This window comes from Xanthomonas sp. WCS2018Noco2-27, from assembly GCF_031843525.1.
Taxonomy (GTDB): domain Bacteria; phylum Pseudomonadota; class Gammaproteobacteria; order Xanthomonadales; family Xanthomonadaceae; genus Xanthomonas.
In genome coordinates, this window is record NZ_JAVTIK010000006.1 from 63,823 (window position 1) to 86,176 (window position 22,354).

General features: G+C 62.5%; 21 protein-coding genes. 10 read left to right on the forward strand and 11 right to left on the reverse strand.

All coding sequences use genetic code 11. The annotated features are described in order from the left end of the window. Nucleotides 1-80: 80 nt before the first annotated feature. Complete coding sequence (gene glpK, locus RQH86_RS11965; protein WP_115512812.1) at nucleotides 81-1,580, forward strand: glycerol kinase GlpK; 1,500 nt, start codon at nucleotides 81-83, stop codon at nucleotides 1,578-1,580. A 111-nt stretch (nucleotides 1,581-1,691) separates the two neighbouring features. Here glpK and RQH86_RS11970 read toward each other — a convergent pair whose 3' ends face one another. Both RQH86_RS11970 and pobA read right to left on the reverse strand, forming a co-directional pair. Next, nucleotides 1,692-2,204 (reverse strand): nuclear transport factor 2 family protein, encoded by a 513-nt coding sequence (locus RQH86_RS11970; protein ID WP_055853403.1) that lies wholly within the window; start codon nucleotides 2,202-2,204, stop codon nucleotides 1,692-1,694. Nucleotides 2,205-2,418: 214 nt separating this feature from the next. Further along, nucleotides 2,419-3,606 carry a 4-hydroxybenzoate 3-monooxygenase gene (gene pobA, locus RQH86_RS11975; protein ID WP_311239527.1) on the reverse strand — a complete coding sequence of 396 codons (1,188 nt, stop codon included), beginning with the start codon at nucleotides 3,604-3,606 and terminating at the stop codon, nucleotides 2,419-2,421. Nucleotides 3,607-3,702: 96 nt separating this feature from the next. Here pobA and RQH86_RS11980 point away from each other — a divergent pair, with 96 nt between their 5' ends. After that, nucleotides 3,703-4,599 (forward strand): helix-turn-helix domain-containing protein, encoded by an 897-nt coding sequence (locus RQH86_RS11980; protein ID WP_311239526.1) that lies wholly within the window; start codon nucleotides 3,703-3,705, stop codon nucleotides 4,597-4,599. Between the two features lie 126 nt (nucleotides 4,600-4,725). On the opposite strand, the gene RQH86_RS11985 is transcribed toward RQH86_RS11980, so the two are convergent. From RQH86_RS11985 to RQH86_RS12010, 6 genes are all read right to left on the reverse strand, one after another. Next, entirely contained in the window at nucleotides 4,726-6,207 is a 1,482-nt protein-coding gene (locus RQH86_RS11985) for a benzaldehyde dehydrogenase (protein WP_115526830.1), read from the reverse strand. A 30-nt stretch (nucleotides 6,208-6,237) separates the two neighbouring features. Then, nucleotides 6,238-7,005, reverse strand: coding sequence for a coniferyl-alcohol dehydrogenase (locus tag RQH86_RS11990; RefSeq protein ID WP_055853410.1), 768 nt, complete (start codon nucleotides 7,003-7,005; stop codon nucleotides 6,238-6,240). A 33-nt stretch (nucleotides 7,006-7,038) separates the two neighbouring features. Then, nucleotides 7,039-8,007: a transporter gene (locus tag RQH86_RS11995; protein ID WP_311260586.1), complete on the reverse strand. Its 969-nt coding sequence runs from the start codon at nucleotides 8,005-8,007 to the stop codon at nucleotides 7,039-7,041. Nucleotides 8,008-8,195: 188 nt separating this feature from the next. After that, the gene (locus RQH86_RS12000) at nucleotides 8,196-8,672 is read right to left on the reverse strand and encodes a MarR family transcriptional regulator (RefSeq protein WP_115552710.1); all 477 of its coding nucleotides are present in this window, start codon (nucleotides 8,670-8,672) and stop codon (nucleotides 8,196-8,198) included. Between the two features lie 548 nt (nucleotides 8,673-9,220). Further along, nucleotides 9,221-10,474, reverse strand: coding sequence for an HD-GYP domain-containing protein (locus RQH86_RS12005; RefSeq protein WP_311239197.1), 1,254 nt, complete (start codon nucleotides 10,472-10,474; stop codon nucleotides 9,221-9,223). A gap of 150 nt (nucleotides 10,475-10,624) precedes the next feature. After that, nucleotides 10,625-11,935 carry an MFS transporter gene (locus RQH86_RS12010; RefSeq protein ID WP_311239195.1) on the reverse strand — a complete coding sequence of 437 codons (1,311 nt, stop codon included), beginning with the start codon at nucleotides 11,933-11,935 and terminating at the stop codon, nucleotides 10,625-10,627. 900 nt (nucleotides 11,936-12,835) lie between these two features. On the opposite strand from RQH86_RS12010, the gene RQH86_RS12015 reads away from it, so the two are divergent. Then, entirely contained in the window at nucleotides 12,836-13,381 is a 546-nt protein-coding gene (locus RQH86_RS12015; RefSeq protein ID WP_115561030.1) for a gamma carbonic anhydrase family protein, read from the forward strand. Nucleotides 13,382-13,437: 56 nt separating this feature from the next. Here the strand turns inward: RQH86_RS12015 and RQH86_RS12020 are convergent, their stop codons facing one another. Next, nucleotides 13,438-13,704, reverse strand: coding sequence for a YkgJ family cysteine cluster protein (locus tag RQH86_RS12020; RefSeq protein ID WP_115561029.1), 267 nt, complete (start codon nucleotides 13,702-13,704; stop codon nucleotides 13,438-13,440). Nucleotides 13,705-14,109: 405 nt separating this feature from the next. Between RQH86_RS12020 and ilvD the strand changes: the two genes are divergently transcribed. Then, nucleotides 14,110-15,948 carry a dihydroxy-acid dehydratase gene (ilvD, locus tag RQH86_RS12025; RefSeq protein ID WP_311239194.1) on the forward strand — a complete coding sequence of 613 codons (1,839 nt, stop codon included), beginning with the start codon at nucleotides 14,110-14,112 and terminating at the stop codon, nucleotides 15,946-15,948. 388 nt (nucleotides 15,949-16,336) lie between these two features. Here ilvD and RQH86_RS12030 read toward each other — a convergent pair whose 3' ends face one another. Further along, a complete protein-coding gene (locus tag RQH86_RS12030; protein ID WP_311239193.1) occupies nucleotides 16,337-16,579 on the reverse strand; it encodes a tyrosine-type recombinase/integrase in 243 nt (80 codons plus the stop codon). A 56-nt stretch (nucleotides 16,580-16,635) separates the two neighbouring features. Further along, on the reverse strand, nucleotides 16,636-16,875 hold the full coding sequence (locus RQH86_RS12035) for a phage integrase N-terminal SAM-like domain-containing protein (protein ID WP_311239192.1): 240 nt from the start codon (nucleotides 16,873-16,875) through the stop codon (nucleotides 16,636-16,638). A gap of 325 nt (nucleotides 16,876-17,200) precedes the next feature. On the opposite strand from RQH86_RS12035, the gene RQH86_RS12040 reads away from it, so the two are divergent. The 6 genes from RQH86_RS12040 (at nucleotide 17,201) to RQH86_RS12065 (ending at nucleotide 21,839) form a co-directional block, all read left to right on the forward strand. After that, nucleotides 17,201-17,545, forward strand: a complete 345-nt coding sequence (locus RQH86_RS12040; RefSeq protein ID WP_161964593.1) for a hypothetical protein — start codon at nucleotides 17,201-17,203, stop codon at nucleotides 17,543-17,545. Between the two features lie 412 nt (nucleotides 17,546-17,957). After that, entirely contained in the window at nucleotides 17,958-18,371 is a 414-nt protein-coding gene (locus tag RQH86_RS12045; RefSeq protein ID WP_311239191.1) for a hypothetical protein, read from the forward strand. A 228-nt stretch (nucleotides 18,372-18,599) separates the two neighbouring features. Continuing rightward, on the forward strand, nucleotides 18,600-18,803 hold the full coding sequence (locus tag RQH86_RS12050; protein ID WP_153066732.1) for a hypothetical protein: 204 nt from the start codon (nucleotides 18,600-18,602) through the stop codon (nucleotides 18,801-18,803). A gap of 70 nt (nucleotides 18,804-18,873) precedes the next feature. Then, nucleotides 18,874-19,230: a hypothetical protein gene (locus RQH86_RS12055; RefSeq protein ID WP_153066214.1), complete on the forward strand. Its 357-nt coding sequence runs from the start codon at nucleotides 18,874-18,876 to the stop codon at nucleotides 19,228-19,230. 437 nt (nucleotides 19,231-19,667) lie between these two features. Further along, a complete protein-coding gene (locus RQH86_RS12060; RefSeq protein WP_153066731.1) occupies nucleotides 19,668-19,925 on the forward strand; it encodes a hypothetical protein in 258 nt (85 codons plus the stop codon). Between the two features lie 963 nt (nucleotides 19,926-20,888). Beyond that, on the forward strand, nucleotides 20,889-21,839 hold the full coding sequence (locus tag RQH86_RS12065; RefSeq protein ID WP_153066213.1) for a hypothetical protein: 951 nt from the start codon (nucleotides 20,889-20,891) through the stop codon (nucleotides 21,837-21,839). The last annotated feature ends 515 nt before the right edge of the window (nucleotides 21,840-22,354 follow it).

Sequence of the window (22,354 nt, forward strand, 5' to 3'; positions counted from 1 at the left end):
CGGCAGCCCGCATATCGCTCCCAGGCTGCACCGACCACTCTCGCCGCGCGCCAATGCCGGCATTGTTTGAGGAATCTTCGATGGAAAAGCAATACGTCCTTGCGATCGATCAGGGCACCACCAGCTCGCGCGCGATGTTGTTCGATCGCCAGGGCAAGGTGGCCGGCGTGGCGCAGCGCGAATTCGGGCAGATCTTCCCGCAGCCGGGCTGGGTGGAACACAACCCGCGCGAGATCATGACCAGCGTCTACACCACCATTACCGAGCTGCTCAACAACGCGCAGATCGATGCGCGCTCGATCGCCGGCATCGGCATCACCAACCAGCGCGAAACCGCGGTGGTTTGGGACAAGGCCACCGGCCAGCCGATCTATAACGCCATCGTGTGGCAATCGCGGCAGACCAAGGACATCTGCACCCAGCTAAAGGAAGCCGGCCATGAGCAGATGGTGCGCGACAAGACCGGGCTGCTGATCGATGCGTATTTTTCCGGCACCAAGGTCAAGTGGATCCTCGATCACGTGGAGGGCGCACGCGAGCGCGCACGCAACGGCGAACTGGCCTTCGGCACCATCGACAGCTGGCTGATCTGGAACCTCACCGGCGGCAAGGTGCACGTGACCGATTACACCAACGCCTCGCGCACCATGATGTTCAACATCCACACCCTGGAATGGGATGCGGAGCTGCTGGAGATGCTGGACGTACCGGCGCAGATGCTGCCGGAGGTGCGCTCCTCCAGCGAGGTCTATGGCATGACCCAAACCCAGTATTTCTACGGCGAGCAGGTGCCCATCGCCGGCATCGCCGGCGACCAGCAGGCGGCGTTGTTCGGCCAGGCGTGTTTTGAGCCGGGCATGGCGAAAAACACCTATGGCACCGGCTGTTTCATGCTGATGAATACCGGCGACAAGGCGGTGATCTCCAAGGCCGGCCTGCTGACCACCATTGCCTGGGGCATCGATGGCAAGGTCGAGTACGCGCTGGAAGGCGCGATCTTCGTCGCCGGCTCGGTGGTGCAGTGGTTGCGCGATGGCTTGCGCATGCTGGGCAAGGCCAGCGACTCGCAGGCCTATGCCGAACGCGCTGGCGATAACGATGGCGTCTACCTGGTGCCAGCCTTCGTCGGCTTGGGCGCGCCGTATTGGCGCAGCGATATTCGTGGTGCAGTGTTCGGCCTGACCCGTGGCACCAGCAAGGAGCACTTCGTGCGGGCGGCGGTCGAATCCATGGCGTATCAGACCCGCGACGTACTCACCGCGATGCAGAGCGATTCGGGCATCGAGTTGAAGGAACTGCGTGCCGACGGCGGCGCGATCGCCAACGACTTCATGGCGCAATTCCAGAGCGACATTCTCAACGTGCCGGTACTGCGCCCGGAAGTGGCCGAAACCACCGCGCTCGGTGCAGCGTATCTGGCAGGTCTTGCAACCGGCTTCTGGAGCAGCCGCGAAGAAATCGCCAAGCAATGGGCGGTGGATCGACGCTTCGAACCGGCCATGGCCGAGGACAAACGCGAACAACTGTATGCTGGTTGGCAGCAGGCGGTGGAAGCGACGATGGGCTTCAAGATCAGCTAAGCAGCTGCGCCTGATGGTGGCTGCCGGCGTGCGTTCTGCCGCAGTGTTCGCTGGTTACCCAACGCATCTATCGCCGGCCTGCACCGTGCAGGCCGGCGATACGTCACACGATTACTGACCGCTGGTATTTGCGCGGCCGGCAATGGTGTCCGGGTCCCAATGTTCCTTGATCAGACCCTTTTCGATACGGAACATGTCGAACCAGGTGGTGGTATAGGTCTTGCCCGGGTTACGCGGGTCCGGCAGCGTGCGCACCGACACCAGCGTGACCAGATCGCCATCGGCGGTGATGGCCACCAACGGCAACTGCACGCGCGGCTGTACCGGGGTGGGCCTCACGAAGGCGGTCAGAAATGCAATGAACGCATCGCGCCCGTTGGCGACATTCGGGTTGTGCTGGATGTAGTTCTTGTCCATGTACATCGGCGCGTACTGCACCTGCCCCGCTTCGAACACGATGCGCCAAAAGTCGTAAACCAGGCGCTTATTGGCGGTCTCGTACCAATTTGAACCGAGCAGCATCTTCTGGTGATTGGTATTTTCAGTGACGGCGGTCTGCGCGAACGCCGCCATCGGTGCGACCAGCATGATCAGCAACAAGGCGCGGGAAACAATCTTTTTCATGGGGCTCTCCTGGGAGGAAACGGGTCGTGCGCTCGCGGGGGAGTTGGCGCACGGCTCGCTATTGGGGGAATGACGCGTCCTTGCATGGACAGCAACCGCCACGCGTCCATGCCACCCTACCGAGCACATCCGCTGCTGCGCTAGCCACCCGGAAGTGCACCAGGGCATTTCAAAACTGCCTGGTGATAAAAGAATTACCTTCGAAATGGCTGCGTCAGGCCTCGGCCAATTCGGCCATCGGCAGCCCCGCATAGTTCTCCGCGATGGTCGCGCGGCCGGCTTCGCTGCCCAGCAAATACTCCAACTCGGCCTGGCGGATGCGTGCAGTAAAGGCATCCTCGTCGTCGAAGGTGTGCAGCAGCGTGGTCATCCACCACGAAAACCGCTCGGCCTTCCACACCCGCTGCAGCGCCAGGGACGAGTACTGCTGCAACACATCGGCATCGCCGGATGCCTTCCAGCGCGCGAACAACTGCGCGAGCAGGCCGACATCGGCCAACGCCAGGTTCAGCCCCTTGGCGCCGGTGGGCGGCACGATATGCGCGGCATCGCCGGCCAGAAACAGGCGGCCGTATTGCATCGGTTCGGCGACGAAGCTACGCAGCGGCGCGATGCTCTTTTCGATCGATGGGCCGGTGACCAATTGTTCGGCCAATGCTGCCGGCAAGCGTGCGCGCAATGCGTCCCAGAACGCCGCATCGCTCCAGGCTTCCACGCGGGCGTCTGCCGGCACCTGCACGTAGTAGCGTGTGCGGGTGGGCGAGCGCATCGAGCACAACGCAAAGCCGAGCCGATGGCGCGCATAGATCAGCTCATCGTGCACCGGTGGCGTATCGGCCAGCACGCCTAACCAGCCGAACGGATAGACGCGCTCGAACAGGCGCACGCGCTCGGCCGGGATGCTGGCGCGGCTGACCCCATGAAAGCCGTCGCAGCCGACGATGTAGTCGCAGGCAACGCGCAGGCGGGCACCGTTATGCGTGAACTCGACGCTGGGTGCGGCGCTGTCCAACGCGTGCAGGGTGACGTCGCGTGCGTCGTAGTAGGTGGGCGTACCGCTGCGCTGACGCGCCTGCATCAGATCGGCGGTGACTTCGGTCTGGCCATATACCGTGACTCCGCGGCCGCAGCCGCGCAGCAGATCGATGCGCTCACGCTGGCCATCGAGCGACAGTTCGAAGCCATGATGCGGCAGCCCTTCGCGCTGCACGCGCTCGCCGACACCGGCGCGTTGCAGCAACTCCACACTGCCCTGCTCCAGCACACCGGCGCGGATGCGCCCCACCACGTGTTCCGGGGTCTGCCGTTCGACGATGAGGGTGTCGATGCCGGCGCGCAGCAACAGCTCGCCCAGCAGCAGCCCGGATGGCCCGGCACCGATGATTGCAACCTGCGTCCGCATGGGGCGCTCCTGCCTTCAATGATCAGACCTGCAGTGTCGGTAGCCAACCGCTGCCATTGAAGGGATGATTGCAGGCAGTACTTGGACTTTTCGACGATGCCTACACGCGCACACCACACTGCTGCAGTCGCTGCTGTTCCCGCATTCGGCCTGTACGGCGAGCGGCACGCCGATGCACCGGAGTTGTTGCATTGGGAGTCGATCGCCGCACGCAGCCGGCTGCATGACTGGCACATCACCCCGCACCGACATGAAGATCTGGCGCAGCTGCTGTATGTGCAGCGCGGGCCGGCAACCCTGCAACTGGATGGACGCACCCAGCGTCTGCGGGGCGCCACCGTGGTATGGCTGCCGCCGCTGTGCGTGCACGGGTTCGCGTTCGACCCGCAGGTGCGCGGGCACATCATCACCTTGTGCATGCCGCTGGTGCGCGACGCCCTGAGCGCTGCACCGCTACTGCAATCCAGCCTGGCGACGCCGGCAGTACTGCCGGTCAGAACCTCGCAACGCCTGCTCGATGTGCTGTTCGGCAGCATCGCCGACGACCACGCGCATCAGCGCGTCGGGCACGAGGCCGCATTGCAGGCCGCAGCAACGCAACTGGTGATCTGGACCGCACGCGCTGCGCTGCAGGGCCTGCAAGACGCGGCCGTGGCCAACGCGCAAGCCGATCCGGCCCTGCGGCATCTGCGCGCCTATCAAGCCTTGATCGACCAGCACTACCGCGCACACTGGCCGATCTCCCGCTACGCGGATCAGCTGGGACTGACGCCAGGCCACCTCACTGCGTTGTGTAGACGGCTGGCCAATGCGTCCGCATTGGAATTATTGCAGCGCCGGATCATGCTCGAAGCACGTCGCAACCTGCGCTACACCAGCCTGAGCGTGCAGCAGATTGCCGCAGCGCTTGGATTTTTCGACGCTGCGTATTTCAGCCGCTACTTCGCGCGGCAGGCAGGCTGCTCGCCGACGCGTTTTCGCACCGGCGAGTGAGTCGATGAAGCGCCGCCGAGCCGGCGGCACGAAAACGTCGCCACAAGCTCGGCACTGACACAGCGACACAACCCGCCATGTCTTGGAGCTGCGCCGGGACCAGCTAGCCGATCCCGGCGCCTGCCATCAGAACGGGTACTGCGGTACCTCGTTCTTGATCGTCAGCCACTGCCAGTGCGTGTACTGCTCCCAATCAGCAGGGCCACCGACGCTGGTGCCGTTGCCGGATGCGCCGGTGCCGCCGAATGGATTGATCACCTCGTCCACCACGGTCTGGTCGTTGATATGCAGCAGCCCTGTATGCAGGCGTTCGCCCAGGGCCAGCGCGCGCGACACCGACGCCGACATGATGCCGGCGGCCAGACCATACTCGCTGTGGTTGGCCATTTCCGCGGCTTCTTCGTCGGTATCGAACACGGTGATGTTGATCACCGGCCCGAACACCTCTTCATCGAACACGCGCATACCGGGGCGCACGTTGGACAGCACGGTGGCCGCGTAGAACAGCCCCTCGTTGGTCGCGCCGGCTTCCACCACGGCACCGGCAGCGACGCTGTCGGTGACGATATCGATCACGCGTTGCAGCTGGCGCTGGTCGATGATCGGGCCCAATGCCACGGTGCCGCTGACCGGGTCGCCCACCGGCAGATGCCGCGCTTTTTCCGCCAGACGCTGGGTCAACGCATCCGCCACGCTGCGCTGTACCAGCACCCGTCCGGTGGCCATGCAGATCTGGCCCTGATGCAGGTACGCGCCAAAGGCAATCGCCGATGCAGCGCGGTCTAGATCCGCGTCGTCGAGCACAATCACGGCGTTGTTGCCGCCGAGTTCCAGCGCCACCTTTTTCAGATGTCGCCCGGCAATTTCGCCGATGCGGCGGCCGGCGGCAGTGGAGCCGGTAAAGGCGATCATCGGAACATCCGGCGCTTCTACCAACGCCTGACCGATCTGCGCATCGCCGTGCAGCACATGCAGCAAGCCCTTCGGCAGGCCCGCTTCTTCCAGCACCTGCGCAATGATCACACCACCGGTGTATGGCGTGCGCGGGTCGGGTTTGAGGATGACCGCATTGCCCATCGCCAATGCCGGTGCAACCGAGCGCAGCGACAGAATCAGCGGAAAGTTGAACGGGGAAATCACCGCCACCACGCCCAACGGCAGATGACGGGCAAGGCTGAGCTGGCCGGCGCCGGTCGGCAGCACCTGCCCAACCGCCTGCAACGGCAGGCCGGCGGACTGCTGGTAGAACACCACAGCTTCATCGACTTCGCGCTGCGCCTTGGGCAGGATGCCGCCGGTTTCGCGTGCGATCAGCAACGCGGCTTCGGCACTGCGTGCCTGCATCACCTGTGCAGCGCGATGGAAGATCGCAGCACGCTCACGCGGCGCGGTAGCGGCCCAGGCGCGCTGCGCCTGTTTGGCCTGTGCCACGGCGGCGGCAACATCGGCCAGATCGGCCTTGCTCACCTCGTGCAACAAACCGCCGGTGGCCGGCTCATAGATCGGCAACGCGCCGCCGTGGCCGGGCACCCAATCGCCATTGAAGATGCAGCCGTGCCAAGCGGGTGTCGCGGTCGCAGCGACCGCTGCGCTGGGAAGAGCATTCATGGTCTAGCTCCTGCTAAAACAGTGGGGGAATTACAGAGTGGTGGATGCCAGGCCGCCATCGACCGGCAGGGTGATGCCGTTGATCCAGCGCGCGGCATCGGATGCGAGAAACACGATGGCCTCGGCCACTTCGTCGGCATACGCAGGGCGTGTCATGCGCTTGGCGTCTTCCTTGACGCGCTCCTCGCCCAGCATGGCGGCGAAATCGCCAAGGATCGGCGTAAACACCGGCCCGGGCGAGACGTTGTTGACACGCACACCGCGCTCGGCAAACCACGGCCGCGATTGCAGCAAGGTCCACACGATCAGGGCTTCCTTGAAGTACTGATAGCAGGTGTCGTGCGCCACCGGATGCGCGGCCAGCCATGCGGTGCCGGCGTCGAAACTGTCGGTAGCGGCCAGTTGCTTGTGCAGGTCCAGCCGCTGCGGCCATTCTGCGCCCAGGATCGACGCGACATTGATGATGCTGCCGCCGGCAACGATGCGCGGCAGCAGGGCCTGGCTCAGATGCCGCAGGCCCAGGTAATTGACGCGTGCCACCACATCCAGCGGTGCGGTGCCCGGCACGCCGGCCACGTTGGCCAGGGCATCGATCTTCTCCGGCAGCGCGCGCACCAGCGCATCGATTGAGGCCGTATCGCCCAGGTCGGCCTGATGGAAGCCATGCAGGGTCATCTGCACCGGAGTGCGATCGACACCGATCACCGTGGCGCCATGGAACCGCGCAAGCCGTGCGACCTCTGCGCCGATACCCGACGCCACACCGGTCACCACGATCGTCTTGTTTTGCAAATTCATTGTCACCCTCCGTAGGAGCCAGCTGCGCCGGCACTAGAACACATGAACGTACTGCAGGTTGACGTTGTTGCCGGAAGCCGCGTTTCTGACTTCCACCGGCAGGTAAAGATTGGCGAACAAAATGTTGTCGGCATCGAACCGCCATACACCGCCCGGGCCGGCGTAAAACACACGCTGGCGGCTGTCGGGCACGCGCTGGCCATTGGTGCGGTTATCGCGAAATTGCGTGAGGTAATACGCGTTGATGCCGAATCGCACATCCGGCACCACTTCCCAGGAGGTGGCGAAATTGATCCAGCCCGCGTCGCCTGCCTGGCCGTTGCGGAACGCAAACCCGTCGGGCAGGTTGGGCCTGCGCTCGCTGCGAAAGTTGTAGACGTAGTTGAAGCGTGCGCTGATTTCCCACTTGGGCGTGGGCAGCACCGTCACTGCGTAATTGGGGATCAGCGACCAATAGCCCGAGCCCTGGTTGAGATCGCGGTCGCGGTCGAACTTGCCGATCGGTGCCACCGCGTTGAACTCGAAACGCTGCGAGAACACCGGCCGCCCGTCGCGCATTACCGGCAGCATCTGCACATACGGGCCGAAGGTCAGATCGCCCACGCCGGCGCCGTTGTCGCGCAAGGTGGCGATGCTGTTGCGACCGAACGAGGCATCCAGATTCACCAGCGGCAGCAGCGTGTTGAAGCCCACTACGCCACCGAACAATTTGTAAGGCGTGACGTACGCGATCTGGGTCAGCAGCAGCGTCGAGTCGATGCGCGGGTTGTCGAACACCGGCACATCGTCGCCACGCGCGTCCTTCACCGAATCCAGCGAGGTCTGGCGCAGGTAGGTGATCACCGCCCAGCCGGGCGTAGTGCGGGTAAAGCCATCCAGAAAACTCGTCCCGCCGGTGTTGAGGCCATTGGTCAACGCCATGCTCTGCGGCACGCCCTGCGCCAGCGCCGCCCCGCTCGCAAGCAGCCCCACGATGCCGAGCGCTGCACGCACCCGCCACATTGCATTTACAGCCACGCCACGCACCACCAAGGGTCGAATCACGACGCACATCTCCAGCGTTGGAAGAAAACAGCGGGCGTGCCACCTGGCACGCGATCAGGCAGGGGCGATCCCCGCGCTGCGCACAGCACGTGTCATCAAGATATTGGTGAGATCACGCCGCCCGGCAACGGGCTGGCGCAGCGGGCTTACAGCGTGTCGAGCCGATCCAGGCGATCGAGCGCGCGCAGCAGCGGCGCCTCGCTGGTACCGAGCACCGCACTGAGCTGCTGTTCCATGCGCAGCACTTCGGCTTCGGCATCGGTCAGCAGGGTGACGCCGGCCGGCGTCAACGACAGATGCTGCATGCGCCGGTCCTGACGCCCGCGCACCTGACGCAGCAGACGGCGCTTGACCAGCCGCGCCACCACGATGGCCAGATTCGGAGCCGACACATGCAACACGTCGCCGATCTGGCGCTGGTTGATGCCCGGATTGCCGTCCACCAGCATCAGTAGGGAAAAATCGACCGGCTTCAGATCGAAGGCGGCAACGCACTCCTGGAACATCCGCCGCACCAGCAGTTCGGTGCGGGTGATGCGATAGCCCAGCAGTCGCAGCAGACGCGCCTGGTCCACCGCAGTGATGGCATCGGGCAACGGTGCAGCAGTGGCAGTAGCGGGCATGACGGTTCTCGCGACAAAGGCAGCGGGCGGAGCGGTACGCGCCATGCGCCCGGTCCGCAACGCCGATCCCCGGCGTGCAGCGCATTGTAGACGCGGCCAGGCCTGCCGATGTGGACATGCAGGCTGCCGGTACGCGCGTTGTTTGCGCACGCGTCCGTGCGTCTGCCGCACAGCTCTTCCACGCATGCGCCTGCCATCGGTACAGCAGCGCTGCGATGTGCGGGGGACGGCGGTGATCCAGGCACGGCTTGGACATGAGATCCGGTCGGCAAGTGATTGCGTTCCGGAATAGTTATTGATCATAACTACATTGCCAAGCTGCAGCGCAGCATGGTCGCGCTCGCTAGTCCGCAGACGGGTGCTGGGTGCTGGGTGCCTGGTGCCTGGTGCCTGGTGCCGGGTAGCGGGAAGGCAAGTGCGGATCGCAGGTGAGCCAGCTGCGATGGCTGCCACGGCGTTATCGCCGCAGCCCACTGTCGAGATCACCGACGGCCGCGCCCGCCCACGCTGCGCCTGCAATGCCCGGCAAGGCGCCCTGCGCTGCGCGCTTACGGCAGCCAGAGTTTCTCGAGATCGCGGAAGCCCCAGTCGGTCGGGCTTTCCATCTGCGCAATGCGGTCCTGGCAGTCGGGCCGCGACAGGTCGATGTCCTGCACCAGCACGTGGCTGCGCAACTTGGCCGAATAGAACACGCGCACCTTGGGCTTGAGCAGCGCGTCCGGGGTCTGTTCGATCACCACGGCCAACTTTTGCGATTCCAGACGCACCAGCGAGCCGACCGGATAAATGCCCAGCCGGCGCACGAATGCCTGAAAGATCGCCGGGTCGAAGTGACCCTTCCACGACGCCATCTGCTTGAGCGATTCGGCCGGGTCCCAGGCGCGTTTGTAGGGGCGGTCGGAACTGATGGCGTCGTACACATCGCACACCGCGCCCATCCGCGACATCAGCGAGATGTCTTCGCCGACCAGGCAGTTGGGGTACCCGCTGCCATCCATCTTTTCGTGATGATGCAGCGCGATTTCCAGCACCACCGCGTTCTGCACGCCGCCGGCCATCAGCAGGCGATGTCCATCCAGCGGATGCTGGCGCATCACTTCCATCTCGTCGTTGGTGAGCCGGCCGGGCTTGTTGAGAATGTCCAACGGCGTCACCGCCTTGCCCATGTCGTGCAGCAGGCCGCCCATCGCCGCTTCCACCACCTGCGCCTCGGGCAGACCGAGCTGCCGCGCCAGCCCGCTCATCAGCCCGGCCACGGCCATCGAATGCAGATAGGTGTAGTCGTCGGCGGTCTTGAGCCGCGCCACGCTGATCAAGGCCTGCGGATGACGCAGTACCGAATCGTTGATGGCTTCCACCAGCGGCATGGCCGCCTCGGTGTCGACGGTGCGCCCCAGCCGCACGTCGCGAAACATCGCTTCCACCATGTCGCGGCCGTCTTCAAAAATACGCCGCGCCCTCACCACTTCGGCTTCGATCCCGACCTGCGCGGTGACGCTGTTGGTCCGTGCACTGCGCGCGGTGGACGCCGGCTCCGGCGGTTCGGGCTCCGGTTCCGGCGTGGGCGGCGGCGGTGGCGCAGCGCCCGTCTCCTGCTCGTCGACCGTCGCGCCGGTGTCCACATCCAGGCCGCGGGCGGTGTCGATCACCAGTTGCTCGATCCGGCTGCCGTGAATCTTGTCCACGTCGTCGGAATCGACCAGAAAGGACGTTTTCCAGAACGGATGGTGCACCCACGCGCCCAGCAGCTTGTAGACATACATGCCGGGACGGAGTTGGTCGGAGTCGATGGTTCTGAGCATGCCGGCGCTGGTCTGCACAATATCCACGGAAGAGTCCGCCACGGGCTTGGCGGTCTCCGGAGTTATCGGCACCGGTCGCGATTTCTTTGGTCTACGAACGTAACCGCAGCCGCCACACCAGCCGGCATTGGGCACCGCAAGCTGAGCAATTCAGCGCTCCGGCAAGCGCATCGCCACCACCGCAGCAGCGGCGAACAGCAACGGCACGCCACAGGCCAGATACAACATGGCCGGCGACCAACCGGCATCCAGCAGCACCCCGGCGCACAGCGGCGAGGCAATGGCGCCCAGACGCCCGATCCCGATCGACCAGCCCATGCCGGTGGAGCGCACCGCCGCGGTAAAGACCACCGGCGCAACCGCATACAGCCCACCCATCGCCGCCGTCAGGGCCGCACCGGTCAGCAACGCGGTGACAAATGCCCAACTCAGCACCGTGCTGCTCAACCCGAACGCGACCATCCCGATCGCCACCAGCACCAGTGCGCCGGCGGTGAGCCGCGACAAGCGCCCGCGCAGGGCCAACCAACTGAATAACGTGCCGCCCACAATGCCGCCCAGGTTCAGCAGCACCCCGCCGGTAAGGCCCTCGGCCGCCGACAGGCCGGCGGTCACCAGCAGCTTGGGCGTCCAGCTGAGCACGAAGTAGAACGCGAACATCAGCAGGAAGAACGCCAGCGCGATCAGCAGCGATTGCCGCCGCAGCTTACCCACGAACAAGGCCGCATACCCCTGCGCCTGCCCTGCCGCCTGCGCAGGTGGCAGCGGCAACTGCGGATGCGGCGCCATCCCCATGCGTGCCAGCACCGCATTGAAGCGTGCATGCGCGTGGGGCGGCCGGCGGGCGATCAAAAAGTCCAGCGATTCGGGCAAAAAGGCCAGCACCAGCGGCACGCAGAGCAGCGAGCCGAGCGCACCGAGCCAGAACACCGCTGGCCAGGACCAGTGCTGCACCAGCAGCGCCGCGATCGCGCCCCCGATCGTCGCCCCGACCGGGTAGCCGGTGGCCTGCAGCACCGTCGCCGTACTGCGCCAGCGTGCGGTGGAATATTCGGCAGCGGTCACCGCCACGCAGGCCAGCATGCCGCCGATCCCGACCCCGGTGAACGCCCGCAGGGCGCCCAGCTGCCACACATTGCCAGCCAGCGCAGACACGCCCATGCCGACGGTCAGGATGGCCAGACACACCAGGATCAGCGCACGGCGGCCGATGCGGTCTGCCAACGGCGCCAGCAACAGCGAGCCCACCGCCATGCCGACCAGCCCGGCACTGAACAGCGCCCCCAGCTGCTTGCCCGACAGCTGCCAGTCGGCCGATACATGCGGAGCGGTGAATGCCATCGCCATCACGTCGAAGCCGTCGAGCATCGTCAGCAGCACGCACACCGCCACGGCCCTCCACTGGAACGGCGTCATGCGCTCCAGGACAAAGTGCGTGGAAGTTGGGGTGCTTTGGAGCATTGGCGTGTCCTGTGAGATGAGGCGTGCTGGTCTAGTGTCGCTGCAGGACGTGCGGCATCGCGGCGTGCCTTGTGCGCCGTGCCACGCCACGTGGCCGCCAACTGGAAAAACTGGTACGTGCGGCAGACCGCGATCAACGCGTGGCAACCGCATGCACGCTAGGCCGATTGCAGGTGGTGTTCAAGACCGATTACCGCAGTGTTGTGCGCTTATCGGACGACCGGCAAACTGGACTTCGCTTGCGCAGCGATGCGTTCGGGTGTGCTCTCTGCGTTGCCGGCTGCTCCTTCAGGTAAGGCGCGCCTGGCGATCAGATCCGGCGCGGCCGCAGCGTTATCTCGTTAGGTGTGCGAGATCGCCTTCGACGAGCGTGTGCGGTGCTTGTCCGCAGTGTTGCGCCAACTTGCGCAATGCAGTTCGTCGGCGAATATCACGGCGACAACGCTCCATGCAGCTTGGAGCGCCTAACAAACCCGCTCAAACAGCCGTCACGTGGGTACGGACAGCGCGTGCGTAACCGGAGCGTACGCGTCGCCCATGCCGATTCCGAGCACCGGCCCTGCCCGCCCGGTGGCCGCGCCGTAGTTCTGTTACCTGCTCCTGGTCATGCATGCATCATGGGCAGCGGACGCGCTGCGTGTCTGTCGGATCGTCGGATATGCAGCATGCTCAGACAGCAGCACCGCGTTTGACTTCAAAGGGCGTCACTCGTCTGCAGCGATTGACCACAGTCTGGCTCAACACACATCGAGGCATGCCGCGTCCACGGCATCCACAACACACGCCCGCATCTGGCGACATCCATTGCGCAGCACGACTGCTGCCGCGGCAATCCGCACCGCACAGGTATCATCCAGCCGTGTCCGCAGTTGGCGGCACGTTGATTGACCGGAGAGTGCCGTGACCCCGATTCGCCCGTTTCTGGAACACACCCCACAGCTGGGTGAACGCGTCTATGTCGACCCGGCTTGCACCATCATCGGCAAGGTGAGCCTGGGCGACGATGTATCGGTATGGCCAGGCACGGTGATCCGCGGTGACGTCAATCATGTGCAGATCGGCGCACGCACCAATGTGCAGGACGGCACCATCATTCACGTCAGCCACCACAGTCCGTTCAACAAGGCCGGCTATCCAACCATTATCGGCGAGGACGTGACCGTGGGCCACGGCACCATCCTGCACGCCTGCACCATCGAAGACCTGTGCCTGATCGGCATGGGCGCCTGCGTACTGGATGGGGCCACCATCAAACGCTACGGGTTTGTCGGCGCCGGTGCGGTGGTGGGCCCGGGCAAGATCGTTGGCGAAGCGGAATTGTGGCTGGGCAATCCTGCGCGGCTGGCGCGCACGCTCAGCGACAAGGAAATCGAAAGCCTGCATTACTCCGCGCAACATTATGTGCGGCTCAAGGATCAGTATCTGAGCGCGCCTGTCCGCGACTGAGCAGGCGGGCGGCCGAGTCCTGCCTGGCGTCGACGCACCCGCGCAGAGCTGGTTTTTCAGGGCTGCGTGGCGCGCTCCAACGCCGTCAGCATCGTCAACGCTTGTTCGCGCGATGTGCCGCACATCTCCAGCGACGGCCGCAAGCTGCCGCACACCGCCGGGCGCTGCGGCGAGCCGAACAACCGGCAGCCCAACTGCGCGTCCAGCTGCACGCACGCCACCCCGGCCGGCTTGCCGTTGGGCATGCCGGGGATTGGCGAACTGATCGAGGGCGCGATGCAGCACGCGGCACAGCCGGCGCGGCACGACATGGCAGAGGTCATGCGCGCAGTTTAGAGCGGCCAGCAGAACGTAGCGAGCGAACGTCAGGTGCGTGCGGGCGAGGCACGCAGCCCCGCGATTCGCGTGGTTGGCGACGACGCTGCGGGGCGAACGCACCGGCCTGACGGTGAGCGCTGTAGTTGTCGTGGCCGCCCCGAACCCGCGCGCCGGCGTGCAGCCTGAAAGGCGCGCGCGTCGCGCCGCATCGATGAACCGTTCGGGGTGGCCGCAACGCCTGTCTGCCCGCGCGTTCGCCGCATCCGTGCTCGCCTGCCGCCGCGCTCGTGCCTGGCGGCTGCGTGCTACCGTGACCGATCGCCAGAACGGGCCGTGACGGTTGCAGCAGCAACAGTCGCGACGCGCTCTAATTGCCAGCCACCGCTCGCTGATCAGTCGTCGACATCGCCATGCCCGAATACCGCTCCAAGACCTCCACCCACGGCCGCAACATGGCCGGCGCGCGCGCACTCTGGCGCGCCACCGGCATGCAGGATGGGGACTTCCACAAGCCCATCATCGCCATCGCCAATTCCTTCACCCAGTTCGTGCCCGGCCACGTGCACCTGAAGGATCTTGGTCAGCTGGTCGCGCGCGAGATCGAGCGCGTCGGCGGCGTGGCCAAGGAGTTCGACACCATCGCCGTGGACGACGGCATCGCGATGGGCCACGACGGCATGCTGTATTCGCTGCCTAGTCGCGAAATCATCGCCGATTCGGTCGAGTACATGGTCAATGCGCATTGCGCCGACGCGCTGGTGTGCATTTCCAACTGCGACAAGATCACCCCGGGCATGTTGATGGCCGCGTTGCGGCTGAATATCCCGACCGTGTTCGTCTCCGGCGGCCCGATGGAAGCCGGCAAGACCAAGTTGTCCGAACATAAACTCGATCTGATCGACGCCATGGTGATCGCTGCCGACGACAGCGCATCGGACGAGAAAGTCGCCGAATTCGAACGTAGCGCCTGCCCCACCTGCGGCTCGTGCTCGGGCATGTTCACTGCCAACTCGATGAACTGCCTGACCGAAGCGCTGGGCCTGTCGCTGCCGGGCAACGGCACCGTGGTGGCCACGCACGCCGACCGCGAGCAGTTGTTCCTGCGTGCGGGTCGCGTGGCGGTGGAACTGTGCCACCGCTGGTATGGCGGCGAAGATCCCACCGCACTGCCGCGTGGCATTGCCACCTTCGAAGCGTTTGAAAATGCGATGACGTTGGACATCGCCATGGGCGGCTCGACCAACACCATCCTGCATCTACTCGCCGCCGCGCAGGAAGGCGAAGTGCCATTCGGCATGCGCGACATCGACCGCCTGTCCAAGCGCGTGCCGCAGCTGTGCAAGGTGGCGCCGAATACGCCCAAGTACCACATCGAAGACGTGCATCGCGCTGGCGGCATCATGGCCATTCTCGGCGAGCTCGCACGTGGCGGCCTGCTGCATACCAACGCAGCCACGGTGCATGCACGCACCCTGGCCGACGCCATCGCGCAATGGGATGTCACCCAGACCGGCGATGAAAAGGTGCATACGTTCTACAAGGCCGGACCGGGCGGCATCCCCACGCAGATCGCCTTCAGCCAGGCCACGCGCTGGGACAGCCTGGATACCGACCGCAGCGACGGCTGCATTCGCGATGTCGCCCACGCGTTCTCGCAGGAAGGCGGCCTCGCCGTGCTGTACGGCAATATCGCCCGCGACGGCTGCGTGGTCAAAACCGCTGGCGTGGACGAATCCATCCATGTCTTCGAAGGCAACGCCCGCGTCTATGAAAGCCAGGATTCGGCGGTCAAGGGCATCCTTGCCGACGAAGTCAAAGCCGGCGACATCGTGGTGATCCGCTACGAAGGCCCCAAAGGCGGCCCCGGCATGCAGGAAATGCTGTACCCCACCAGCTATCTCAAATCCAAGGGCCTGGGCAAGCAATGCGCCCTGCTCACCGACGGCCGTTTCTCCGGCGGCACCTCGGGCCTGTCGATCGGCCACGCCTCGCCGGAAGCGGCCGCAGGCGGCGCGATCGGTTTGGTGCGCGATGGCGACAAGGTCCTGATCGACATCCCCAATCGCTCGATCAATCTGCTGGTCTCCGACGAAGAGCTTGCTAGTCGTCGCGCCGAGCAGGACGCCAAGGGCTGGAAGCCGGTGGAAGTGCGCCCGCGCAAGGTCACCACTGCGTTGAAGGCGTATGCGTTGCTGGCCACCAGCGCGGACAAGGGCGCGGTGCGCGACAAGGCGATGCTGGACGGCTGAGATATCTGCGAGCCAGGCCCATGCCGTCCGTCCCCGCAGCCGCGGCCGTGACCAACTGCACTCCCTAGACTTACGAAGATTTACGGAAAAACCACCCTGCGCCCTTCCCCCGCCTGCGGGGGAAGGTGCCCGAAGGGCGGATGGGGGCAGCCACACGATCACGCGACAAAGCCGAAGAACATAAACCGCGCCCGCTGCAACGCACCCAGCAGAACGTCCATGTAAGCGTGACGCCGGCCAATCCGGCGGATGCCTGGATCCACCGACTGACGCGGAGACCGAACGGATACTGCCAACTATGGCGCGGCATCGGCATCGGCATGGGCATGGGCATGGGAATACTTGCGCGCTACCGCATGCGACAACACCACCCACCGGGCACAGGTCATCACTTCCCCGCACGATGCAGCGGTTCCCGCTCGCATTGCTGCATCATCGCCGCGCGCAGACTGAGCGCCAGTGGCACCAGCCCGTCGCTATCACTCTCGCCGTCGCGCACCACGATCTCGTTGCGTGCCACATCCACATTCTTGATGCGTAGGCGCACGCATTCCACCAAACGCATGCCGGTCCCGTAGAGCAGTGCCGCCATTAGTGCCTGACGCACTTCCATCCGCGCCAGCACCGCCATGACCTCCGCCTCACTCAAGACCGTAGGCAACCGCCGCGGCCGCTTGGCCCGCCGAATCACGTCCATCCATGGTAGATCGCGTCCCAACACTCGCGATACAGAAACAGCAAAGCGGCCAGCACCTGATTCTGCATCGAAGGCGCCACGTGATCGCGCGCCGCCAGCAGAATCAGGAACGCTTCCACGTCGCGCACTCCCATCGCCTCTGGATGCCGTTTGCCGTTGGCCAGGATGAAGCGCCGAATCCAGCCAACATAGGCATCCTCGGTGCGCTTGGCACGGCCCAGCCGCCGCAACCGAACGCAGACGCGATCCAGCAGCCGAGCCGGGCGCCCGGTCGGCGCTGCCGAAGACGGCTGCCTGGCACCCGATGCAGACCAGGAGATTGAAGCCGTTCGGTCGGAATGATACGGTCGCATTCAGATGAGTCGCGCCAGGGAATGCGACATACTTATGTATCGTGGTCACGCACCACGATCGGCACACTGCGTTGATACGACTGGGGTTGCACTGGATGGGGAGGTCAGAAATTACGTACTACGCCCCGGTGCTGTGCACCTTTTTGACTTCGAATAGTTGTTAGCTGGCACTGGGGGTGTCGCGATGACTCGAAAGTTGACTGTGACGATCCCGATCAATAACCGGTCTTGGTCGATAGATGAAGAAGAAATTGAAAAGCTGATCATAGAAAATCAGGCGCAGTTTGCTCCGCTGTTTGAGCTTTCAATTGATGTTGACGACGCCCGAGTGCAACTTGTTGACGAGAGTCTAGACGTGCAGCAGGTTGATATCGACGAGGGAGGCAAGAGTGGTTCAGCGCAAGTCGATTTCATGTCATCGTTCTACGCAGGCTGCAAGGACCAAAACTCAGATGACTGGCACAGCGAGGACTTGGCGTTCGAGATCACTCAAGACGCTTTGATCTTTAACATTAATCTGCCGATTAATTGGCGTGTAGACAACTAGAACGCCATCTAACAATTCATTCAAGCCGAACCCGCTTCGCGGGTCGGCTTAATTCAGGTGTTAGGCATTGCATGTTCAAGATCACGGTCTCTTGCCGGGGAATGTCAGAGCAATCTGCGTTGGCGGGCCTCTCAGAAATTGCAGACGAGTTCGCCAGTCGTCCATGGCACGAGAACGTGTCTTGCCGCTGGGAAAGCGATTGCATCGTGCTTGAAGCTCAGAACGACTTTGACCCAGAGGGAAAGGCCCCCCTAGACGAGTTCTCGGACGCAATCTGCGCTTGCTTGCCCATTGAGTCAGCACCAATATCGTTTGCCGTAGAGTCGGTCCGTGAGGTTCCGGGCAGCAATGCCTAACAATTCATTCAAGCCGATGCCGCTTCGCGGCACGGCTTAATTCAGGCGTTAGCCGCATGGAAGAACTCGCTTCTATTATTGATAAGCCACTCGCCTCGGACGAGACACGGCAAGTTCTGTCTCGCTTCAACCTGCTCGACCAAGTATTCGAACCGCTCGAGGAGGGTATGCATGCGGAGCGCTTCCTGACTAACAAGGCAGGTGGAGTTCAAATTGAGATTAGGCCCGATGACCGTATTGGCACGATATTTCTTCATTCATTCGGCAAGGACGGCTTTGGCCAGTTCTCGCATCCACTGATCGCCGGCCTCAATTTCTCATCCACACAGGCCGACGTCCTAAAGCGACTGGGAAGTCCTACCACAGATGCCACACTAAACCCCCGTCATTTGGGGTGGTCTCCTGGGCCAAGTACGTCACATCCTCGCACAGCCTGCACTTTAGTTTTGGCGCCAATGGCATCGCTCTAGTGACCATCATGCCTGCTGACTGGCAGCCCGGAGGCTACAGTGGCGGCTAACAATTCATTCAAGCCGAACCCGCTTCGCGGGTCGGCTTAATTCAGGTGTTAGGCGGCTATTCAAATGCGCTCCCACTCGGACATCCTGAAAGACATCGCCAGCTTCGCGCCATTAGCTGACTCGTGGTTGCCCTTAGACAATCTTCTTAACGAGCTATGGCTTGCAGGGGAGCCACACGTGAGTTCACTTCCCACCCTTTTTGGTGTCTTTGAGCGATTCCCTGCGGACGATGGCGCAGGAGTGTTCTGGTCGATCGTTCATGGGGTGGAGGCGTTGCCATACAACTACGGTCCCATGCTTAAAGAGTCGTATAGTCGGGTGCCAGCGGAAATGTCCAAGATCATGCTGGCCAGACTCGCCAACTCGACCGGCACGGCCTAACAATTCATTCAAGCCGATCCCGCTTTACGGGTCGGCTTAATTCAGGCGTTAGCCGGCAATGGAGCATCACGTGGAGCTGAAAGATTTCATTTCCGAGACGTTGGCCCAGATTGTGGGCGGAGTTGTTGATGCTCGCGCCAAGGTCGATGCGCTCAATGCCGTGGCACGCGTCAATCCGTTCCTTGACCCAATGGCTGACCAGCTCGCCAAACATGGCTTCACGCTTGCGGGCGGTGACGCGGTGCAGTTCGTTGAGTTTGAGGTGTCGGTTACAACTAAGGACGTTTCGGGCACAAAAGGTGGGGTCGGCGTGTTCGTCGTACCCTTCACACTTGGTAGCAGCGGACAGTCAAGCAGCGAGCAGTCCGGCAGCAGCAAAATTTCGTTCCGAGTGCCGCTGACCTTGCCACGCGAGCTTGCAGGCTAACAATTCATTCAAGCCGAACTGGCTCCGCCAGTCGGCTTAATTCAAGCGTTAGGCGGCAGTGCTTGGCATCGTTGGTGGCTTCTGTCTTCGGTAACACCTTGGTGGTTTACCGGTCGGCTCCGGTGCGCGGTCTTTGCGTAACAGCGATCGGCCTGTTTGCCACTTCGCCTTGCAACGTCACTGCCGCGCTGCGCTCACTGCCTTTGGCTTCGGTTGCTCTGCGCGGTCGCGCTACCTTGGCAAGCCACGTGACTTCGGTTGTGGCATGCTTGGCCCAGCGATGGTCGTGCTGGGGAGCAGAGGTCATGCGTCACTGCTCTGCGGCACCACCGTCTAACTATTCATTCAAGCCGACGCCGCTTCGCGGCGCGGCTTAATTCAGACGTTAGGCCGCTTTTTATAAGTTCCCGCGTTTGATATCAATCGGAGACACAGACATGCCTGTTCGTAACGTCACAAAAGATGATTGCGGTCGACTCGAGGGTAAAGACATCACACCGCTTTACTCCGCTTTCAAGCAAGTCTGCCCGAGAATCGAGGGTGAGGGTCTTTGGGAAAAGCTCCGAGAAAAATACAACCTTGGCGTCGCTGCTGACTGTGACGCCTGGGTCGTGCGCATGAATAATGCGATCGCGATCTGGAATGCGCAAAATCCAAGAAACTGCGCTGCCGTAAAAACTGCATTTGGCGTTTAGGTTGCTTGCGCGCGGCCTAACAATTCGTTCAAGGCGGACGGCTTCGCCGCCGCTTAAATCCAGTGTTAGGGCTCACATGAGGCTACTCCGCAGATGAAAGGAACAACAAAGCAGGATTATCCCTTGTGCGCTTCATCCGCCGAGTACTATCTGGTGGACTACGACAAGTGCAAGTATTTCCGCTGCGCAAAGTGTGGCCTTTTTCAAATCTCACTTCGGGCAGAGAAGGTTCTGCTTCAGGCACCGCAAGAGTGGCGTGATGGCTACGCCAAGCAGGCCCGAGATGCACCGGAGAATCACGCGCTGGTTATCCGCGTTCCCCCGTCCTCTCAGGAGCCTGGCGTAGCAAGTGCTGCTCTTACCGGTAAGTTTGTTCCCATGCCGGAGCTTCCGCAGGGCTAGTGAGCCCTAACAATTCATTCAAGCCGAGCCCGCATCAGGGCGGCACCTAAGTGCGCGCCTTCGACTATATTAGCACTCAGTCGCCGCGCTGCTGTGGGCCGGCTTAATTCAGGCGTTAGACCGCGCACGAGACACTTATGCAGCCTAAGGTTCCAGTTCCTAGCCGATACGCAGGCCTGCTCATGGGCTTCGCCGCTCTCTTGCATTCGCTGGTGGCATTTGACCTGGTCCTGCACTTCCTCCACGCCACACCAGAGCTTCAAGCGCTGTGGGCTACTAGCCCTCCAGTAAAAACTTTTTGGCTTTGTTTCGTAGCGTTGGGTCTTGCCACTGCCATCTTGCTCTATCGCGCGCCACGTGCTGGTTTCGCCTTGTCCTTGGCGGCAACCGTCTGCCTTTACTCTGCCAGTACCGGACTCTGGCATGAGATCAAGGGTGGCTTTTGGTTTGCCATAGCTGCGAACGTCTTCGCTGCTCTTGGAGCATGGCGGGCGTGGTCTAACAATTCGTTCAAGCCGAAGCCGCTTCGCGGCTCGGCTTAACTCAGGCGTTAGCCAGCACATGAAGATACGTCTCAACTTTGAGAGCTTCAGTCCATTGGACTTTCCAGGGCTCAATGGAACAGTGGACCATGTCACTTCGTGGGTGGACCTCGTCTGGGCTGCAGTAACTTCTGGAAAGAAGGGGCCTTTGTACTGGGTGCCACACCCACAAAACTCTTTCGCAGAGGCTAGCTCACGCGCCTTCTCTCTTTATGCGCACCTGCATCAAAGCTCAGGATTCGTGATGAAATCGGGGCTCTATCACTTCATGGATCCTACTGAGAAGGCAGCGGCCTCGTACTTCCTTGGCATGACCTTAGCCAAACTTATCGCCGAGGACTTCCTCGATACCCCTTGGTTATTTCACGTATCAACTGCATCGCAGGCAATTGCGTACAAGCCTGGGGGTTCGCGGCCGGACTTGATAGGGTGCACGTATAACGGTGGAAAGTGGGTAGTCGTCGAGTGCAAGGGGCGATCCAACGGATTCGCTCCGGATGCGCTTCTCAAAGCAAAAGCACAGTCTGCAATGATCTCTTATATCAATGGGGCTAAACCCCTTTGTGCTCTAGGGCTGCAAGCTTTCTTTGATCCTGAATTAAGCGCCACCGCTATTGATCCGCCTCCTACTGAGGAGGCCGAGCCAGTTGAAGCAGACGTTGGTCATGCAATGCGCGTGTACTACTCGGTACGTCACGCATTGAGGCTCTCAGGTGAACCAGTGAGCTTTGGTGAGACTGAATATATCATTCGTGAGGATCGAGACTCCGGCATCACTATAGGGTTACCAGCATCTATTGTTTTTGCAGAATCCATCCAGGAACCGCCACGCCTGCCCGTGCATGCTTCACGCCAATTGGGCGGCGATGACGGCCGAATGCGCATCTACCGCGATGGATTTTATGTATCCTTAGATCAGAGATGGTCGGAGGAGCAAATGCAACGCGAGCTTGCAGACCGTGCTGGCTGACAATTCATTCAAGCCGACACCGCTTCGCGGCGCGGCTTAATTAAGGTGTTAGGTTGCGCAATGGGACCATTTCGAGACGGATGGACAGAGCAAAACGTAGAGGCTGTAGTCGCTCGAGGCATTCCAGAAGAGCTGCTATATGTTCCGATCGTCATAACCATGGACCCGCATGACCGTGCGTGGGCCGAGGCTATTTGTCTCTCGCTGGCTCAGCACCCGCACTTCAATGTTCGCGGCAATGCAATTCTTGGCTTCGGCCACCTCGCACGCACCTGTCGGCGCCTAGACTTGGTAGCAGTTTCTCCAGTTATTGCAGCGGCACTTCAAGATGAGCATGAGTATGTCCGCGGACACGCAGAGGATGCGGCGGGGGATATCCATCACTACCTTAGGTTCCACATTCCAGGTTACGCCTCATCGGGCGCAACCTAACAATTCATTCAAGCCGAACCCGCTTCGCGGGTCGGCTTAATTCAGGCGTTAGGCCGTGCTCACACATAGCGACATCTTCATTA

What these genes read in the sequence shown, in the direction of transcription:
- glpK (WP_115512812.1), top strand. Translation starts at nt 81, where the DNA reads ATGGAAAAGCAATACGTCCTTGCGATCGATCAGGGCACCACCAGCTCG.
- RQH86_RS11970 (WP_055853403.1), bottom strand. Translation starts at nt 2,204, where the DNA reads ATGAAAAAGATTGTTTCCCGCGCCTTGTTGCTGATCATGCTGGTCGCA.
- pobA (WP_311239527.1), bottom strand. Translation starts at nt 3,606, where the DNA reads ATGCGGACGCAGGTTGCAATCATCGGTGCCGGGCCATCCGGGCTGCTG.
- RQH86_RS11980 (WP_311239526.1), top strand. Translation starts at nt 3,703, where the DNA reads ATGCCTACACGCGCACACCACACTGCTGCAGTCGCTGCTGTTCCCGCA.
- RQH86_RS11985 (WP_115526830.1), bottom strand. Translation starts at nt 6,207, where the DNA reads ATGAATGCTCTTCCCAGCGCAGCGGTCGCTGCGACCGCGACACCCGCT.
- RQH86_RS11990 (WP_055853410.1), bottom strand. Translation starts at nt 7,005, where the DNA reads ATGAATTTGCAAAACAAGACGATCGTGGTGACCGGTGTGGCGTCGGGT.
- RQH86_RS11995 (WP_311260586.1), bottom strand. Translation starts at nt 8,007, where the DNA reads ATGTGGCGGGTGCGTGCAGCGCTCGGCATCGTGGGGCTGCTTGCGAGC.
- RQH86_RS12000 (WP_115552710.1), bottom strand. Translation starts at nt 8,672, where the DNA reads ATGCCCGCTACTGCCACTGCTGCACCGTTGCCCGATGCCATCACTGCG.
- RQH86_RS12005 (WP_311239197.1), bottom strand. Translation starts at nt 10,474, where the DNA reads ATGCTCAGAACCATCGACTCCGACCAACTCCGTCCCGGCATGTATGTC.
- RQH86_RS12010 (WP_311239195.1), bottom strand. Translation starts at nt 11,935, where the DNA reads ATGCTCCAAAGCACCCCAACTTCCACGCACTTTGTCCTGGAGCGCATG.
- RQH86_RS12020 (WP_115561029.1), bottom strand. Translation starts at nt 13,704, where the DNA reads ATGACCTCTGCCATGTCGTGCCGCGCCGGCTGTGCCGCGTGCTGCATC.
- ilvD (WP_311239194.1), top strand. Translation starts at nt 14,110, where the DNA reads ATGCCCGAATACCGCTCCAAGACCTCCACCCACGGCCGCAACATGGCC.
- RQH86_RS12030 (WP_311239193.1), bottom strand. Translation starts at nt 16,579, where the DNA reads ATGGCGGTGCTGGCGCGGATGGAAGTGCGTCAGGCACTAATGGCGGCA.
- RQH86_RS12045 (WP_311239191.1), top strand. Translation starts at nt 17,958, where the DNA reads ATGGAAGAACTCGCTTCTATTATTGATAAGCCACTCGCCTCGGACGAG.
- RQH86_RS12060 (WP_153066731.1), top strand. Translation starts at nt 19,668, where the DNA reads ATGCCTGTTCGTAACGTCACAAAAGATGATTGCGGTCGACTCGAGGGT.
- RQH86_RS12065 (WP_153066213.1), top strand. Translation starts at nt 20,889, where the DNA reads ATGAAGATACGTCTCAACTTTGAGAGCTTCAGTCCATTGGACTTTCCA.